Source organism: Nocardia uniformis NBRC 13702 (assembly GCF_001613345.1).
Classification (GTDB): Bacteria; Actinomycetota; Actinomycetes; order Mycobacteriales; family Mycobacteriaceae; genus Nocardia; species Nocardia uniformis.
Map to the genome: position 1 here is coordinate 24,870 of NZ_BDCE01000014.1, position 15,460 is coordinate 40,329.

Annotated in this window: 14 protein-coding genes; 6 read left to right on the forward strand and 8 right to left on the reverse strand. The window is 65.9% G+C overall.

Going from position 1 to position 15,460, the window contains the following annotated elements:
• Positions 1–85: 85 nt before the first annotated feature.
• Genes NU1_RS04000 through NU1_RS04015 form a run of 4 tightly spaced genes read right to left on the reverse strand, consistent with a single transcriptional unit; the run spans position 86 to position 3,583 of the window.
• Complete coding sequence (locus NU1_RS04000) at positions 86–1,168, reverse strand: NAD(P)H-dependent flavin oxidoreductase (RefSeq protein ID WP_067517507.1); 1,083 nt, start codon at positions 1,166–1,168, stop codon at positions 86–88.
• Positions 1,165–1,923 (reverse strand): CoA-transferase subunit beta, encoded by a 759-nt coding sequence (locus NU1_RS04005; protein WP_067517512.1) that lies wholly within the window; start codon positions 1,921–1,923, stop codon positions 1,165–1,167. Before NU1_RS04005 ends, NU1_RS04000 begins: the two co-directional genes overlap by 4 nt.
• Positions 1,923–2,801, reverse strand: coding sequence for a CoA transferase subunit A (locus NU1_RS04010; protein ID WP_067517513.1), 879 nt, complete (start codon positions 2,799–2,801; stop codon positions 1,923–1,925). The genes NU1_RS04005 and NU1_RS04010 overlap by 1 nt, the downstream gene beginning before the upstream one ends.
• Before the next feature lie 5 nt (positions 2,802–2,806).
• The gene (locus NU1_RS04015) at positions 2,807–3,583 is read right to left on the reverse strand and encodes an enoyl-CoA hydratase family protein (protein ID WP_067517514.1); all 777 of its coding nucleotides are present in this window, start codon (positions 3,581–3,583) and stop codon (positions 2,807–2,809) included.
• 67 nt (positions 3,584–3,650) lie between these two features.
• Between NU1_RS04015 and NU1_RS04020 the strand changes: the two genes are divergently transcribed.
• The 5 genes from NU1_RS04020 (at position 3,651) to NU1_RS04040 (ending at position 9,534) form a co-directional block, all read left to right on the forward strand.
• A complete protein-coding gene (locus NU1_RS04020; RefSeq protein WP_371859760.1) occupies positions 3,651–4,448 on the forward strand; it encodes an SDR family oxidoreductase in 798 nt (265 codons plus the stop codon).
• A 194-nt stretch (positions 4,449–4,642) separates the two neighbouring features.
• Entirely contained in the window at positions 4,643–5,554 is a 912-nt protein-coding gene (locus tag NU1_RS04025) for an SDR family oxidoreductase (RefSeq protein ID WP_067517520.1), read from the forward strand.
• Positions 5,555–6,551: 997 nt separating this feature from the next.
• Entirely contained in the window at positions 6,552–7,832 is a 1,281-nt protein-coding gene (locus NU1_RS04030) for a hypothetical protein (protein WP_157551976.1), read from the forward strand.
• A 10-nt stretch (positions 7,833–7,842) separates the two neighbouring features.
• A complete protein-coding gene (locus tag NU1_RS04035) occupies positions 7,843–8,361 on the forward strand; it encodes an ImmA/IrrE family metallo-endopeptidase (RefSeq protein ID WP_067517534.1) in 519 nt (172 codons plus the stop codon).
• Between the two features lie 150 nt (positions 8,362–8,511).
• A complete protein-coding gene (locus NU1_RS04040; protein WP_067517535.1) occupies positions 8,512–9,534 on the forward strand; it encodes a hypothetical protein in 1,023 nt (340 codons plus the stop codon).
• A 652-nt stretch (positions 9,535–10,186) separates the two neighbouring features.
• On the opposite strand, the gene NU1_RS04045 is transcribed toward NU1_RS04040, so the two are convergent.
• Together NU1_RS04045 and NU1_RS04050 are read right to left on the reverse strand one after the other, a co-directional pair.
• Positions 10,187–10,603 carry a helix-turn-helix domain-containing protein gene (locus NU1_RS04045; RefSeq protein WP_011207048.1) on the reverse strand — a complete coding sequence of 139 codons (417 nt, stop codon included), beginning with the start codon at positions 10,601–10,603 and terminating at the stop codon, positions 10,187–10,189.
• A 360-nt stretch (positions 10,604–10,963) separates the two neighbouring features.
• Positions 10,964–12,130 carry a steroid 3-ketoacyl-CoA thiolase gene (locus tag NU1_RS04050; RefSeq protein WP_067517537.1) on the reverse strand — a complete coding sequence of 389 codons (1,167 nt, stop codon included), beginning with the start codon at positions 12,128–12,130 and terminating at the stop codon, positions 10,964–10,966.
• A 91-nt stretch (positions 12,131–12,221) separates the two neighbouring features.
• Between NU1_RS04050 and NU1_RS04055 the strand changes: the two genes are divergently transcribed.
• Positions 12,222–13,529, forward strand: coding sequence for a cytochrome P450 (locus NU1_RS04055; RefSeq protein ID WP_067517539.1), 1,308 nt, complete (start codon positions 12,222–12,224; stop codon positions 13,527–13,529).
• Positions 13,530–13,835: 306 nt separating this feature from the next.
• Here the strand turns inward: NU1_RS04055 and NU1_RS04060 are convergent, their stop codons facing one another.
• Together NU1_RS04060 and NU1_RS04065 are read right to left on the reverse strand one after the other, a co-directional pair.
• Positions 13,836–14,252: a nuclear transport factor 2 family protein gene (locus NU1_RS04060; RefSeq protein WP_067517541.1), complete on the reverse strand. Its 417-nt coding sequence runs from the start codon at positions 14,250–14,252 to the stop codon at positions 13,836–13,838.
• Positions 14,249–15,415, reverse strand: coding sequence for a thiolase family protein (locus NU1_RS04065; RefSeq protein WP_067517543.1), 1,167 nt, complete (start codon positions 15,413–15,415; stop codon positions 14,249–14,251). Before NU1_RS04065 ends, NU1_RS04060 begins: the two co-directional genes overlap by 4 nt.
• Between the last annotated feature and the right edge of the window lie 45 nt (positions 15,416–15,460).

A 15,460-nucleotide genomic window follows, 5' to 3' on the forward strand; every position in this document is an offset into this window, starting at 1 on the left:
CGATGGGGTGCGCGGCGAATCGTGTCCGCCGCGCGGATCGGGGAGCGCCGCGGATGAGGGGACCGCAGCGTTCGGGGCGACCAAATCAGGCGGTCGCCGTGTCGGTTACGCGGTACTGGTTGAGGGCGTCGATGCGGGCTACCGCGTCGGTGATGATGCGGTTGATGAGTTCCTCGCAGGTGGGGAGGTCCTCGATAATGCCGGTGACCTGGCCCGCCGCGAGTACGCCCGCGTGGGTATTGCCCTCTACCAGACCGGCTTTCAGCAGCATGGGGGTGTTGGCGGCCATGATCACCTGGGACCAGGTGAGGTCCTTGTGCTTTCGCATGGCGAGGCCGTCCTTGACGATGGTCGACCACTTCATACCGGTCATGCCCTTGAACTTCAGGGCGTTCCCCGCCGCGGCGGCGAAACCGCGGGTGCGGCCCGAATGTTCCAGCTTCTGCACCAGTTCGGTATTGAGCACACGGTGTGGCATGCCGTCGACCTTGGTGGAGACGATGGTGTCCTGGAGGCCGCGGCTCAGGTACTCCTGCTTCACCGCATCCGGGACGCTGCTCTCCTGGGTCAGCAGGAAGCGGGTGCCCATGGCGACACCTGCCGCACCGTAGGACAGTGCGGCGGCCAGGCCGCGACCGTCGAAGAAGCCACCACCGGCGACGACGGGGATATCGACGGCGTCGAGTACGGACGGCAGCAGCAAGGTGGTGGCGACCGGGCCGGTGTGGCCGCCGCCCTCACCACCCTGCACGATGACCGCGTCAGCACCCCACGATGCCACCTTCACGGCGTGCTTGGCCGCACCGATGGACGGAACCACCACTACGCCGGCGTCTTTCAGGCGGGCGATGAGTTCCTTCTTGGGCGCGAGCGCGAAGGACGCCACCTTCACCTGCTCGCGGATGAGCAACTCGATGCGCTCGGGCGCATCGGTGGCATCGGCGCGAATATTCACGCCGAACGGCTTATCGGTCTGTGACTTGGTCTTCGCGATGGCTGCTTCCAGCTCGGCGAAGGTCATGGTGGCCGAGGCCAGAATGCCGAGCCCGCCCGCATTGGCGGTGGCCGACACCAGACCGGGTCCGGCGACCCAGCCCATACCGGTCTGCACGATCGGATGCTCGATGCCGACCAATTCGGTCAGCGGAGTACGCAGCCGAGCACTCATGCCGCCACTTCCTTGTCACGGAAGCCCTTGGGATCGAGGACGGTACGGATGATCCGCAACTCTTCCTCCGTGGGCAAACGGGTCTCGCCCGCTTCGCCGAGACCGGCGATCTCGAACGAGGTGTTGTCGGCGACCTCATCGGCGCCGACACCCGGGTGCAGCGACAGCGCACGCAGCGTGTGATCGGGTCCGCCGAAGTCGAAGACACCCAGATTCGACACCACCCGGTGCAGGTGGTGGAACCGGTAGGCAGGGTTCTCGGGATCGAGCTTGTCGTAACCGATTCCGGAGACGATATCGACGGTCTCGACGAACACCCGCTTATTGTGCCTGGGTACAAAATAGCTGGTGGCGTGGTTGATGGTGTTGCCGGGCGCGCCGCGTACACCGAACATCTGACGCGAAGGCTGTTGCAGCGCACCGAAAGCTGACAGGTTCTGATTGCCGAACCGGTCGATCTGGTTCGCGCCCATCACGACGTGGCGGCGACCGGAGGCGACGACATCGAACACCTTGGAGAACGGAATCCAGCCCTCGATCGGCGCCTTGCCGCCGATGGGGGGAACCTCGGCGAAGAACAGCGCCTCGCCGTCGGACAGCAGCAGATCCGGTTCGAAGGTGAGCCGTGCCAGGCGCGCGCCGATGGTGGTGATGGTGGACATCGGGCTGGCCATGATCTCGCCCGCGCCCCGGAAGATCTCCGCCGCCGCGACGACGCAGATCTCGGCGCGAGTGATGGTGGTGGTGTCGCTCATTACTTCTGCTCCTCGGCGAAAGCACGGACGGCGGACTGATATTCGTCCTCGGACACATCGAGGTAGCGAGCCTTGAACTCGGCCCACGACTCGGGCGTCTTCGCGGCCTCCACATAGTGGCGCTGGAACTTCTCATCACGGCCGTAGCTGCCGGAGAAGGTGAAGTGCGCGCCACCTGGAGCCTCGACCACACCGTCGACCATCATGCGATTGAGGATGATCGACTGGTTCGGAACGGCTTTCACCAGTTCCTCGGTCTCGACCAGGCGGTCCACCGACAGGTAGCGGCGCTCGGCGGCCAGGCAGTACAGATCGTCGAAGTACGGATCGACGCCGGTGTAGGCGGCATTGCCGTGCTTATCGCCCAGATCCAGGTGCACGAAGGACGCGTCGAGGTTCAAAGCGGGCATGGCCACGAGGGTTTCGGTGCGACCGTCCTCCGCCGGGTACGGCGACCGCACCGTTTTCAGCTCGCCCTCCCAGAAATCGATGACGGCCGAACCCAATCCGGCACGAATCGGCAGGAACGGCAGGCGGGCGGCGGCGGCCTGGAGGCCACACTTCACCATGCCCTCATCCATCTCACGCACGGTGATCTCGCCACCGGTACGCGCCTTGGCGAACCACGGGTCGTAGAAGGGAGCCGAATCCAGGGATACGAAGCCGTAGTAGGCCTTTCGTACCTTGCCCGCCGAGCACAGCAGACCCAGATCCGGTCCGCCGTAGGTGACGACCGTCAAGTCGTCGATATCCGAACGCAGGAGCGCCCGCACGAACGCCAACGGCTTGCGCCGGGAGCCCCAGCCACCGATACCGATGGTCATTCCGCTGCGCAGTTCGCCGACGACCTCGTCCAACGACATTCGCTTGTCGCGCATGGTTATTACGACTCCTTCTGCTGTGACGACTTCTGGGCGGCCAGATCATCGTCGAACCGGGCGCGAATCTCATCGGCCACACCGGCGAGGTTGAGCTCCATGGTGAAACCCTGCTCGTAACGGTAGGAGCGGTGCACGTCCTGCACGTCGATACCGTTCAGCGCCTTCTTGGCGGCCCGAATGACCCGGCCATCCTTATTGGCGATGTTCTTGGCGACTTCCATTGCGGCGGAGTCGAGTTCGGCGCGCGGCACCACCTTGAAGACCGAACCGTAGTGATGCAGCTGCTGCGCGGTGAGCGTGCCCGCCGTATAGAACATGGTGCGCATCAGGTGCTGGGGGACCAGCCGGGACAGGTGGGTGGCCGCACCGAGTGCGCCGCGATCCACCTCGGGCAGGCCGAAGGTGGCGTCGTCGGAGGCCACGATGACATCGGAGTTACCGACGAGACCGATGCCACCGCCGAGGCAGAAGCCGTTCACCGCGGTCACGACGGGGACCTGGCAGTCGTAGATGGCGGCGAAGGCCTCGAAGCAGCCGTGATTGGCGGCGATCAGCTTGGTGTGCCCGACGTCGGCGTTCATCTCCTTGATATCCACACCCGCGTTGAAACCGCGGCCCTCCGCGCGCAGCACGACGACCCGGGTTTCCGGATTGCGGCCGGCTTCGCGAACGGCATCGGCCAGCGCGAACCAGCCGGTGGACGGCAGGGCGTTGACCGGCGGGTAGTCGACAGTGACGACTTCCACGCCGTCGGTTTCGTTGTGACGGATGATCCCCATCGCGCTCCCTTTGGAAAGTGTCAGCCCATCGTTGGCAAAACAAGCAAGTGCTTGGTAGGTTAGCACGGTGGCAATCGAAGTGAATCTCTCCGGCTCAGTCGTCTTGGTCACCGGCGGCGTGCGGGGAGTCGGGGCTGGGATCAGTCGCGTATTCCTGGACGCGGGCGCGACCGTGGTGGCCTGTGCGCGCCGTCCGGCCGATACCCCGGTCGACAGCGGCGGGCGGGCGGTCGACTTCCTGCCCTGCGATGTGCGCGACCCGGACTCGGTGCGGGAGATGATCGATGCGATTGTCGCGAAGTACGGGCGACTCGACACCGTGGTGAACAATGCCGGTGGCGCGCCCTTCGCCATGGCCGCCGATGCCAGCGCCAATTTCCACGCCAAGATCGTGCAGCTGAACCTGCTTGCGCCCCTGCTGGTTTCGCAGATCGCCAATGAGGTCATGCAGCGGCAGCAGTCCGGCGGCTCGATCGTGATGATCTCCAGCGTGAGTGGTCACCGCCCATCGCCCGGCACCGCCGCCTACGGTGCCGCGAAAGCCGGTGTGGACAGCCTGGTTTCGTCGCTCGCCATCGAGTGGGCTCCGAAGGTTCGGATGAACTCCGTGATCGTCGGCATGGTGCACACGGAATCCTCACACCTGCACTACGGCGATGCGGACGGCATCGACGCCGTCGCCCGCACGGTCCCGCTCGGGCGCATGGCGGCCCCCGAGGATATCGGCCACACCGCGGCCTTCCTGGCCTCGCCGCTCGCCTCCTACCTCAGCGGCAGCTCGTTGCTGGTCCATGGCGGCGGCGAAAAACCCGCGTTCCTCGAAGCATCGACGGCGGACGTTCCCGCAGTCTCCGGCCACGGCTGAGATCGAGGTCGCGATGTCGCCACGCTTCTCAGTCATTCCGGCATGTTCTTGGCCGGAATCCACGCCTTCCGCGGTAGTGGATCCCGGCCAAAAACGCGCCGGGATGACGAGGGCTGCGCCGATACCGCGGCGGCAGCCTCGGGAAACCGGCCGTACCTCTTCCCCCTTACTCACTCACCAGCGAGGTAATCGATATGACGGATAAGAAGATCTGCGACGGCCGCGTCGTCATTGTGACCGGTGCGGGCCGGGGTATCGGCCGCGCCCACGCGCTCGCCTTCGCCGCCGCCGGTGCGAAGGTCGTGGTGAACGACCTGGGTGCCGAACTCGACGGTGCGCCCAGCCCGGATTCCCCGGCCGCCCAGGTGGTCGAGGAGATCAAGGCCGCCGGTGGGGAGGCCGTGGTGAACGGCGACGACATCTCCGACTGGGAGGGTGCGCGTCGCCTCATCGCCACCGCCGTGGAGACCTTCGGTCGCCTGGATGTGCTGGTCAACAATGCCGGAATCGTGCGCGACCGCATGCTGGTGAACCTCGGCGAGGACGAATGGGACGCCGTGATCAAGGTGCACCTCAAGGGCCACTTCGCCCCCATGCGTCACGCCGCCGAGTACTGGCGCAATGAGGCCAAGGCCGGCCGCATGCCCGAGGCGCGGATTATCAACACCAGCTCCGGCGCGGGCCTGCTCGGCAGTGTCGGCCAGGGCAATTACTCGGCCGCCAAATCCGGTATCGCGGGTCTCACCCTCACCGCGTCGGCCGAATTCGCGCGCTACGGCATCACCGTCAATGCCATCGCCCCCGCCGCCCGCACCCGCATGACCGAAACCGTGTTCGCCGACATGATGTCGGCCCCCGAGGACGGCTTCGACGCCATGGCCCCCGAAAACGTATCCCCCCTGGTGGTGTGGCTCGGCAGCGCCGACTCCGCCGGGGTCACCGGCCGCATGTTCGAGGTCGAGGGCGGCAAGGTCACCGTCGCCGACGGCTGGCGCCACGGCGTCTCCGTCGACCGCGGCGCCCGCTGGGAACCGGCCGAACTCGGCCCGGTAGTCCGCGATCTCCTCACCAAGGCCACCACACCGGAACCGGTCTACGGGGCCTGAGCCGTCCCGCCTCCCCGAGTCTTCAGCGCCCGGCCGAGAGCCGTCGACTGTCGTGCACGCGTGCCGGCGGTTGGGAACCGACATTATTTTGGGCGTACCCGGTGAGTTACCCCGAACCTTGCGGAATCAGTAGTCGCGTTGGCATACCGCTGCGGCCGCCAGGCTGGGGGAGGTGGGCTTCTCCGTCATTCCGGCGTGCTTTTGGCCGGAATCCACATCTTCGCAGCCGACAACCCCGGCCTCAGCATGCCCGGATGGCGGGGTGCCGGCGGTTGGGAGCCGATTCGGTTCGGGCGTACCCGATGAGTTACCCGAACCCCCCGCCTCTCGAATCTTCAGCGCCCGGCCCGGCGCCGTGGGCCGTCGTGCCCGCGTGCCGACGGTTGGGAGCCGAGCCGATTCTCGGCGTACCCCGGGAGCTACCCCGAACCTTGCGAAATCAGTAGTCGCGTCGGCATGTCGCTGCGGCCGCCAGATGGGGGAGGTTGGACATCTTCGTCATTCCGGCATGTTGTTGGCCGGAATCCATATCTGCGCAGCCGACGACCCGACCAAAGTATGGCCGGGTGACGGGGGTGTGCGCTGACGCTGGCTGATCGGAGCTGTGCCGGACCCGGTGCGGTCGACCTCGGTGTGCGCGGTGGTGAGGGTGACCGTGGTGCGCCCTCGATCTCCTGCAACCTCGTTCGTTTCCGGTACAGCAAACCAATCGGTCGCGTCCGAGAGCGCTCTCCTCACGGCAGGTTGGTGATCGCTGTGAGGTACGGGTGGTTACGGGTGTTACGCCCGAATTGTCCTGGGACTGTTTGTGATAGTCGGCGTGTCGGGGGTGGGGCAGGCGTACGGTCTGTTAGTGCCCCTAATGGTGCTGGGAGTTGTGCGGGGTGGGTGGATGGTCGGTAGGATCACCCGCATTCCGCAAAGGTCCGGCAATCGGGGCGAATTGGCGATTGGGCGATTGGACTGCGCAGTAAACCGATGAGGGGAAGGCTGTCGCGTGAGTGTTGGTCGCACGTTGCGCATGATGGCGGTGGCCGGGGTGGTCGCCGGTTCGGCGCTACTCGGGCCGATGGCTGCCCAGGCGCAGCCCGGCGGTATCGACCTGGAACCGGCACCCGAACCTCAGCCTGTTGAAGCACCGCTGGAACCGAGTCCCGTTGCCGGACCTACGGGCCCGTGGGATCTGGTCGGCGCGATACTCGGTACCGGTTCGGCCGGAGTTGGTTCTGCCGCCGCCGGTTCCGCGGGTGCCGGGTCAGCCGCTGTCGGATCGGCCGGTGCCGGAACGGGATCCGCTGTCCTGGGTACCGGTTCCGCCGCCGCCGGTTCCGCTGGCGCCGCCGTCGGCTCGGCCGGCGCGGGTGCCGGTTCGGTGGTAGTCGGCTCGGGTTCGGCCGCTTTGGCCACCGGCTCGGCCGCACTCGGAACCGGTTCCGCGGCAGTGGGATCCGCCGGATTGGGTGCCGGGGCGCTCCTGGGTACCGGTTCGGCCGGACTGGCATTGCTGTTGGGCGGGACGGGTTCGGCCGGACTCGCCACCGGTTCCGCGGCGGTCGGCTCGGCCGCCGTCGGTTCCGCCGCAGTGGGTTCGGCGGGTGTCGGCTTGCTCTGCACCGGTTCCGCTGCCGTCGGTTCGGCCGGAGTCGGCTCTGCCGCAGCGGGTTCCGCCGCCGGCTCCGCCGCGACCGGTTCGGTCGGCGGTTCGAGCGCGCTCGGTTCAGCGGCTACCGGCTCGACCGGAGTCGGTTCTGCCGCCGTCGGTTCCGCGGGTGCGGGTTCGGCGGGCGTCGGATCGGCTGGAGCGGGTTCGGCGGCAACGGGTTCCGCGGCTCTAGGTTCCGCCGGGGTGGGTTCGGCCGCGGTCTGCGCCTCCCCACTGCTGTTGCTGCTCATCCCGCTGCCGACTCCGGCGCCCACACCGCCCCCGGTGCCGCTGGAGATTCCGCAGACACCGTCGCCGCCCAACGTATCGCCGCCGCTCGTGCCGCTGCCCGTGGTGGCCCCCGTTGTCGTTCCGCCCGCGGTGGAGGCGGTCCCGGCCCCCGCGCCGCCTCCGCCACCCCCACCCACTCCAGTTCTGGCACAACCGAATCCGCAGGTGCGCCCCACCTCCGATTCGAGTCCGCTGCCGCCGGTGAAAATGCTGTCGGTAATCGGCGGACTGCTCGCGCTCACCTTGGCGGGTGCGGGTTCCGGCGCGGTCAGCGCACAGAGCGCGTCGGCGGCACAGGCGCGCATCGATGCCGCGCGCCTGCAGTTCTTCGGACCGAGGGCGTGAGGGGGCAGCGATGACCGAGAGCCGTACACATAGCAGCGCCAGCAGGTCCTACCGTCGAGTGGCGGCGGCCGTGGACGCGGTATGCGCGGTCGCCGCCGACTTCGACGCCACCACGCTCGACCAGGTGGTGGATGCCATCTCACTGGAACGACGGCGGCCCATCGAGATCGCCAGCGCCCAGTTGGGCCCGGGCGTCTGCGGTCAACGCCGCAGCTACCCGGACCGCGATGTGATCGTGCTGGCCGCCGCGCTGCCCAGTCGCGAGCACACGCTCGCACACGAGCTGGGGCATATCGTGTTCGACCATCCGGGTGAGGCCGCCACCGAGGTGACCCTGGAGGCCAGCGATGACCTCATCGCCTACATGCTCAGCCAGCGCGCACATCAGCAGATCGTCGACCTCGGTGAGGACGAATTGTGCGAATGGGAGGCCGAGACCTTCGCCAATATGTTGATGACCCGCCTGCGCGTATTCAACAGCCGAGGCGCAGGCGTCTCGGTCCTGCGATTCGATGAGGCCCTCGGATGACCGAGTCAGGGCCCGGAGGAGGCAGCGTGCGTAACCACGGAGGGCCCCTCGGACATCCGTTGGAGGGCACAGCATGACCGAGTCAGGGCCCGGAGGAGGCAGCGTGCGTAACCATGGAGGGCCCCTCGGACATCCGATGGAGGGCACAGCATGACCTTCTGGCTGACAGCTCTGCTGGTCTGGATGGCCGCCGGTGCGCGCGTGGGACGGGTGCTGGTGAAACCCGCCACCACGGCGCGGGTGGCGATTGTGGTCGCGGTGGCATCGGTCGCGGCGGCGTCGACCATCGCGATTCCGGAGGTCGCGGTCGCGGTCGATCATCTGCGCGCGAGCGGTATTCGCGGAATGTGGTTGTCCGACAGGATCACTCCCGCACTGTGGGTACTGTTCGCCACCGCCACCTCGGTGGTGGCCGCGGCGGCCTGGCCGGTGGTTTCGCGCCGGAATCTGCGCCAGATCGCCTGGATGATCTACGCGGGCGGCGTGCTCGCCATGTTGTTGACGCTGTTCTGGTCCACCACTTTCGGCTGGGTCGTCACGTTGCTGGAATGCGTTTTCGTCGTCATTACCGGCGTGCGCAGTATGGGTTGGTCGGCGCTGGGGCGCGGTATCGCGCTCTACACCACCGGCACCCTGGTGGTCGGTGTGCTGTCGGCGCTGTCGCTGCGTCGCGAGATCGCGGGCGCGACCATGCCGAAACCGGATGAACCGGACTGGTTCTGGCCCGCGTGGCAGATCGCGGCGTTGCTGATCGCGGTGGGCGCGGTCTGGATCGTCATCGAGCTCTGGCTGCGAGCTCGTCTGCTGCTGCGGGAGATTCGGACATTGCACCGAGTTCTGGTCGCCCGTTTCCCCGAGGTGGTGACCAAGGATCAAACCGGATCCACCACGCAGCTCAAATCTTCCGATCAGGTGGCGCAGATCATGGACGCGCTGTTCCTGCAATCCGGTGGCGGTGTGGAGCTGGTCGATGCCGGTCCGCCACCCGCCTCGGTTACCGAGCGGGCCGAGCGGGTAGCCCGGTGGGCACGGAACCCGTTCGGGGAGACCGTGGTAGACGGTCGCTGGATCGCTCCGCCGCCCGGCGTGAGCCCGCGCGGCTGGGCCCAGGCCATTGCCCGCGCCTTCGATGCGGCGTTGGAGAAGACGGGCACCACCGCGCCGAAGGGGTGAGTCGCTCAACGTCGCTCGAAGCCGTAGCTGCGCTGGTATCCGCGAAGGCCGCCCTCATCCGGGCGTGTGCCAGGTTCGTCATCCCGGCATGCTTTTGGCCGGGATCCACACCCGTGATACGTCAACGGCAGTAGTGGATTCCGGCCAAAGGCGCGCCGGAATGACGGGGAGTTGGCATGAGGGGGGAGTTGTCATGACGGGGGAGTTGTCATGTGGTTGTAAAGACTGAGCGTCCGCAGTGCGTGAAAAGTGCACATTGCACAGTTCGAGTGTGCGTATTGCACAACTCGATTCGCAATCTCACACAAAGAAAACGACCTTCCTCTGGCCGTATCCGGTACATCACCGGAGAATCCGCGATGCACACCAGAGGAAGGTCGTCCCTTATCTGTCTACCCTGAACCTGGGTGGCGTATGCCAGCTTTGCGCATAATTGCCCCCGCGCAGGGGTCTACGCCACATGGTCTCTATGCCCTGAGACCGGTCTAACACCCCCATCCCCACCGTACTTATACGAGCGACGATTCGGCGCTGCCCTGCAAGCAGCGCCGATCCGTCTCGTGCCCCCTCGTGGTCCGGCTGGAGGAGTCCTGTGACAAACCAACACAGTGCGGTTCCGAGTCACCCACACTGTGTTGCCTTGAGGCAGGGCCTATTCCGTGCCGTCCGGAGGGATTTCCGGCAGCCCCTCGCTCGCCCGCAACTTCTCCGCCATGGACGTGAGAAGGTTCTGAGATTCTTCGGAGAGGTCGAACGCTCTACTCGACAAACGACGCAGTCCATAGCCCTGCAGCTGGGACAACAGCTCGAGATCATGATCGATCTTGGCCGCGTAGATGTCGTTGAAGAAGTAGTCCGGTTTGACCTTGAAGAACTTTGCCAGCGCAGCCACCGTCTCGTCCGACGGATTGGTGCGCTGTCCCGACCGCAGCTGTGACAGATACGGTTTCGAGATCGGATGGCCGGAGGCCGTCAAGGCCGCCGCCACCTCTGCGTTGGTGTGCGGCTTACGCCCCGGGGGATGCACGGTTTCGAACAGCTTGTTCAGCCGCGCCGCGAAATCAGCCATTGTGAGCCGCCCAATTCCCTTCGCTGTACTAACAGTCGTTATCTCGGATACGTATCATTGATATTAGCGGCTCAGTAACTGAAAACCTACGCCTGATTCGCGATTTCCTTGAACCTTCTAGCCGATGATCCGGAGAAGCTGCCGTGGCTTGGGCGTTTGCGGGCCACCCCCACGGTTGTTGCGGATGGCCTCCAAGTTCCGGTTCTAGCCCGTCGCGAAGGTCTTCCCCGACGGGCCATCGGTAGCCTTAAGATAGCTGACAAGTCATACTCTTGTCTGTACCGGAGTTTGTGTGGCGTACGCCACGTTTCGCGGGTCATAGGATGAATGTTCAACCTAGTGGCCGAAATAGGTTGAGGACTACAGCCTCTCGATGATGGTGCCTGTCGCAAGTGCGCCACCGCAGCACATCAGGATCATCGCGGTGCTCTTGTCCGAGCGCTCCAGCTCGTGCAAAGCCGTTGTGATCAGCCGGGATCCGGTGCTGCCGACCGGATGCCCGAGCGCGATCGCGCCGCCGTTCACGTTCACCCGATCGAAGTCGGGCTTGTGCACCGAGGCCCACGACAGTACTACCGAGGCGAATGCCTCATTGATCTCGAACAGGTCGATATCGCCCATGCTCATTCCCGAACGCTCCAGCAGTCGCTCGCACGCCTGAACCGGACCGTCCAGCTGGTATTCGGGTTCGCCGCCCACCAGGCACTGGGTGATGATGCGGGCGCGCGGGCGCAAACCGTAACGCTGCGCGGCCTTTTCGTCCATGACCAGCACGCCGGCCGCGCCATCGGAAATTTGCGACGAGGTACCCGCGGTATGAATACCGCCCTCCGCCACCGGCTTCAGCTTCGCCAGGCCCTCGCGAGTGGTGTCGCGCAGACCCTGATCGCGGACGACGTCCATGGTTTCGCCGGTGAGGTTGCCCTCCTTGTCCACCTGTGGTGCGCCCTTGATGGTCAGGACCTCGCGGTCGAAACGGCCCTCGGCCCACGCCTGCGCGGCCAGCCGCTGCGAGCGCTCACCGAGGGCGTCGACATCGGCACGAGTAATCCCGCGCCGCTTGGCAATTCGCTCCGCGCCGGTGAACTGGTCGGGCATATCGATATCCCACGACGCGGGGCGGCGGGGCCCGGCGTGCGTTCCGACGTTGGCGCCCAACGGAACATGGCTCATGGACTCGACGCCGCAGGCCAGGCCGACCTCGATGGCGCCGGTGGAAATGAGTCCGGCCACCACGCCGACCGCCTGCTGAGCCGAACCACACTGATTGTCGACGGTCATCGCGCCGGTCTGCCACGGCAGGCCCGCGTGCAGCCATGCGGTGCGGGTGACATTGTTCGACTGCTCGCCCACCTGCATGACGCAGCCGCCGATGACCTGCTCGACCAGCTTCGGATCCAGGGCCGCCCGCTCGAGCACGCCCTTCTGCGCGGCGCCGAGGAGTTCGGCGGCGTGCAGCCCGGCCAGCCAGCCATTGCGCTTGCCGTTCGGCGTACGTGCCGCCTCGACGATTACGGGTGTGCCCATTTCGTTCCTTTCGGATGCAAACTGAAACAGGTTCACACCTGTTACAGCCGTTTACTAAAGCGTCTTCCTCTGTCGTACCACCTGTGCTTCAATGATGGTAGAACGTGTTTCAGTTGGTCAAAGGAGACTACTGGTGGTGGATACGTCAACGCGGCCGAATGTGCCCGAGGACTTCGATGTCACAGATCCGGAAATGTGGGCGAACGGGGTTCCCGAGGCGGAGTTCGCCGAACTGCGCCGTACCGCTCCTATCTGGTGGAATCCCAAATCGCCGGAGGTTGGCGGGTTCACCGACGATGGCTTCTGGGTGGTCACAACGCACGCGGACGTGAAGGAGGTCTCACGCCGCGGCGACGTGTTCTCCACCTACGAGAACACCGCGATCCCGCGTTTCAATGACGACATCACTCGCGAGCAGATCGAGATGCAGCGCTTCGTGCTGCTGAACAAGGACGCTCCCGAACACACCAAGCTGCGCAAGATCATCTCCAAGGGCTTCACGCCCCGGGTCATCAATGGCCTGCGCGCCGAGCTGACGGCGCGGGCCGAGCGGATTGTGCGGGCCGCCGCCGAATCCGGGACCGGCGACTTCGTCGAACAGGTGGCCGCCGAGCTGCCGTTGCAGGCGATCGCCGAGCTCATCGGTGTCCCGCAGGAGGATCGGATGAAGATCTTCCGCTGGTCCAATGAGATGACCAGCTATGACGATCCGGACAGCGACGCCGATCCCATGGTCGCCTCCACCGAACTGCTGGGTTACGCCTACATGATGGCCGAGGCGCGCAAGCAGGCCCCGGCCAACGACATCGTCACCGAGCTGGTGCAGGCCGAAATCGACGGTGAGTCACTGTCTTCCGAGGAGTTCGGCTTCTTTGTCATGATGCTCGCGGTGGCGGGCAATGAGACAACGCGCAATGCGACCACGCACGGCATGCTCGCCTTCCTGGAGCACCCGGAGCAGTGGGAGCTGTTCAAGAAGGAACGGCCGAAAACCGCCGCGGACGAGATCATTCGGTGGGCCACGCCGGTGAGTTCGTTCCAGCGCACCGCACTCGAGGACACCGAGCTGGCGGGTGTGCAGATCAAGAAGGGGCAGCGGGTGCTGCTGTCCTATCGGGCCGCGAATTTCGACGAAGCGGAGTTCGAGGACCCGTATACCTTCAATATTCTCCGGGATCCCAATCCGCACCTGTCCTTCGGTGGTACCGGTGCGCACTTCTGCATCGGCGCGAATCTGGCGCGGCTCGAGGTGGAAATCATCTTCAACGCCATCGCCGATCACCTACCGGATATCGCCAGGCTCGGTGATCCCAGGCGGTTGCGCTCGGGTTGGCTGAACGGCGTCAAGGAGTTCAAGGTCGACTACAAGCCCAACGGTGGCTGCCCAGTACAGCACTGACACACAACAGCAGAGCGGGCGTCCGGAGATCCGGACGCCCGCTCTGCTGCTCCGTCTATCCTCGAACACTCAGCTGAGCCCGCATCAGCGGGCGACCCTCTGACATCGAGCTGTGCCGGTGTGCGTATCAGCGGGCGGTGGGCGACCCTCTGACATCGAGCTGTGCCGGTGCGTGTATCAGCGGGCGGTGGGTGACCCTCTGGCATCGAGCTGTGCCGGTGTGCGTATCGGGGGCGGTGGGCCGACCCCTCCAACACGCAGCTGTGCCCCCGCCTGCGTCAGCAGGCGGGGGCACGAGACCGAGAGTTACTCAGGCTTCATCGTCGCCATCGCGCGCTCTGTCTCCCAGAACGCACGCAGGGCCAGGATCTTGCCCTGTTCATCCACCTTGTAGGTGAAGACACCCTCGGCATCGATGACCTGTCCGCCCATGCGGGTGCGGATGCGACCGGTGAACGCCACCTCGCGTCCGCAGGCGAAGGAGTCCTCGAACAGGAACTCGATCGAGTCGGTCTGGGCGATCGCCTTGTCCCAGAAGGCCGCAATGGCCTCGGCTCCGCGATGGCCCACGCCCTCGGGATCGAAGAAGGACGGCCCGATGGGGTCCTCGACAATGCCGTCGGCGGCGAAGAGCGCGACCCAGGCGTCCTTATCCCTGGCGCGCACCGCCGCCTGTGAGGCGGCCCCGGCGACCCGTGCGGGATGTTCGGTGGTTGTTGTCACGGCTGCTCACTCCCTACGACCCACATCGAGAAGTATTGCGACCCACCGCCGTACGCGTGGCCGAATGCCTTCTTCGCGTTCTCCACCTGGTAGTCCCCGGCCCGGTCCATGACCTGCTTGGCGGCTTCGGCGAAACGGATGAGACCGGATGCGCCAATGGGATTGGAGGACAGCACGCCGCCGGACGGATTGACCGGCAGCTTCCCGCCGATGGCGGTTTCGCCCGCATCGGTGAGCTTCCAGCCCTCGCCCTCGGGCGTGAAGCCCAGGTTCTCCAGCCACATGGGCTCGAACCAGGAGAACGGCACGTAGATCTCGGCCGCGTCGATCTCTTCGAGGGGATTGGTGATTCCGGCCTGCTGCCACAGTGCGGCCGCGGCCGCCTGTCCCGCAAGAGGATTGACCTGATCGCGGCCGACGTAGGCGAGCGGTTCGGTGCGCATGGCGGTGCCGTGCACCCACGCCACCTTGCGTCCGCGCGCCTCCATTGCCTTGGCGGAGGACTCATCGCCGATCACCATGGCGCAGGCGCCGTCCGAGGACGGGCAGGTCTCGTCGAAACGAATGGGGTCCCAGAGCATTTGGGAAGCCGTCACCGATTCCATCGAGATATCGGCCTGCCGCAGATGCGCGAGCGGGTTCAGAGCGCCATTGCGCCGGTCCTTCACCGCGACCATGGCACCGATGTGCAGCGGAGCGTTGGCGCGGCGAATGTAGGCGCGCACGTGCGGGGCGAAGTAGCCCCCCGCGCCCGCGCCGACCGGCTTGGTGAAGGGCACCGGATTCGACAGTGCCCACATGGCATTGGATTCCGACTGCTTCTCCCAGGCGATGGCGAGCACCTTGCCGTACACGCCCGCCTGCACATGATTGGCGGCGACGATACCGGTGGACCCGCCGACCGAACCGGCGGTGTGCACGCGCAGCAGTGGTTTTCCGGTGGCTCCCAGGGCATCCGCCATGAAGAGCTCGGGCATCATGGAGCCCTCGAACAGGTCCGGGGCCTTGCCGACCACGACCGCGTCGATATCGGCCATGGTGAGTTCGGAATCGGCGAGGGCGCGGTCGATGGCCTCACGGCACATGCCCGCCATGGACACGTCCGTCCGCTTGGTCACATGGTTCGTCTGTCCGGTGCCGAGCACCGCGGCCGGGTAGCTCATTGACGTGCCTCCTGTGTATTGCGGGGGTTCCCGCACCCCGTCGGC